The 1453-nt window shown below is 78.7% G+C and carries 1 protein-coding gene; it reads left to right on the top strand.

Features of this window, described 5'->3' with window-relative positions:
* On the top strand, positions 1-1423 hold a 1423-nt coding region (locus KDM41_18195; GenBank protein MCB1185355.1), incomplete at its 5' end, for a hypothetical protein.
* Between the last annotated feature and the right edge of the window lie 30 nt (positions 1424-1453).

Below are 1453 nucleotides of genomic sequence, written 5' to 3'. Positions count from 1 at the left end.
CGGTCCGGACAGCCTGGCCCGGGGCCTGCTCGCGGCGAGCGCCGACTTCGCCACGGCCTACCCGCGCGACGGGCTCGACGCCGACCTGGCTTGGCGCGCCGGCCGCGTGGCCTACGCCCACGGCTGGCACGACGAGGCGGCCGGGATCCTGGTCGGCATGGCCGACCGCCACCCGGACGACACCCGGCGCGTGGCCGCCCTGCGCACCGCCGGCGACGCCCGCTTCCGGGGCGGGGAGTTCCTCGCCGCCGAGGCGATCTACGGACGCACCCTCGACGCGGCCCGCGCCGCCGGCCAGGACACCCTGGCGGCGGCGGTGGCCGCCAACCTGCCGCTGTGCCGCTACCGCCACGCCGAGCAGCTCGCCGACGCCGATCCGGAGCGCGGTCCGGCCGCGGCGGCGACCCACTTCGCCACCGTCGGCCGCCGCTGGCCCGACTTCGCCCACGCCGACCTGGCCTGGTACCGGGCCGGACTCGGCTTCGAGAGCGCGGGCGACGACACCGCCGCCGTCGCGGCCTGGACACAGCTGCTGCGCGCCCATCCGCAGAGCGGCTACGCCCGGGACGGCGCCCTGAAGATCGCGGCCCGGCACGAGAGCGCCGGCCGGCCCGCCGCGGCCGCCGACGCCTACGTCGCCTTCAGCACCACCTTCGCCGCCGATGCCGACGCCGCCGGCGCCCTGCTCAAGGCGGCCGAACTGCGCGCCGCCGCCGGCGATGCCCGCGGTGCCGAGGCCCTGCGTTCGGATTTCCTGCGGCGCTTCCCCGGCGAGACGGCCGCCGTGCTGGCCATCCACGAGGAGCGGGCCGCGCGGGCGCTGGCGGCGCTGCCCCCGGACGCCCGGCCGGACGACGATCCCGCCATCGCGGCCTACCTCGGCGCGGTGGCGGCGCATCCGGACTCGGCGGCGGCCGGACTGCAGTCGTCCATCGCCTACCGCCGGGCCGAGGCCGCGCGCGGCGCGTACCTGCAGCTGCGCCTGACCCAACCCCTGCCCGCGGCCATCGCGGCCAAGCAGGCGGCCCTGGAGAACGTGCTCGCCCTGTACGGCGCCTGCGCCGCGTGGGGCGTGACCGAGGACGTGCGCGCGGCGGCCTACCGCACGGGCGAGGTGATCGTGCACTTCGGCGACGCCCTGCTCGCGAGCGAGCGTCCGGCCGGGCTGGCCGGCGACGATCTCGCCGCCTACGACGAGGTGCTGGCCGAGCAGAGCTGGCCCTTCGCCGACCGCGGCGAGACCGCGTGGTCGGAGCTGCTCGAGCAGAGCCGGGGCGCGGGCGACGATCCCGGCGGCTGGCTGGCCCGCACCCGCGAGTCCCTCTGGCCCCGCGTCGCCGAGCGGTTCCTGCACATGCCCGAGGCCGAGTACCCGCTGGTGGCCGCGGTGCCGCCGCCGGAGCCGGCGCGCAGCCGGCCCTGACCCGCGCGCCGGTCCGGACCTTGCTCAAGG

It is taken from the genome of bacterium (assembly GCA_020440705.1).
Taxonomy (GTDB): domain Bacteria; phylum Krumholzibacteriota; class Krumholzibacteriia; order LZORAL124-64-63; family LZORAL124-64-63; genus JAGRNP01.
Note: the sequence above shows the minus strand (reverse complement) of the source record. Positions and strands in the feature narration are given on the sequence as shown.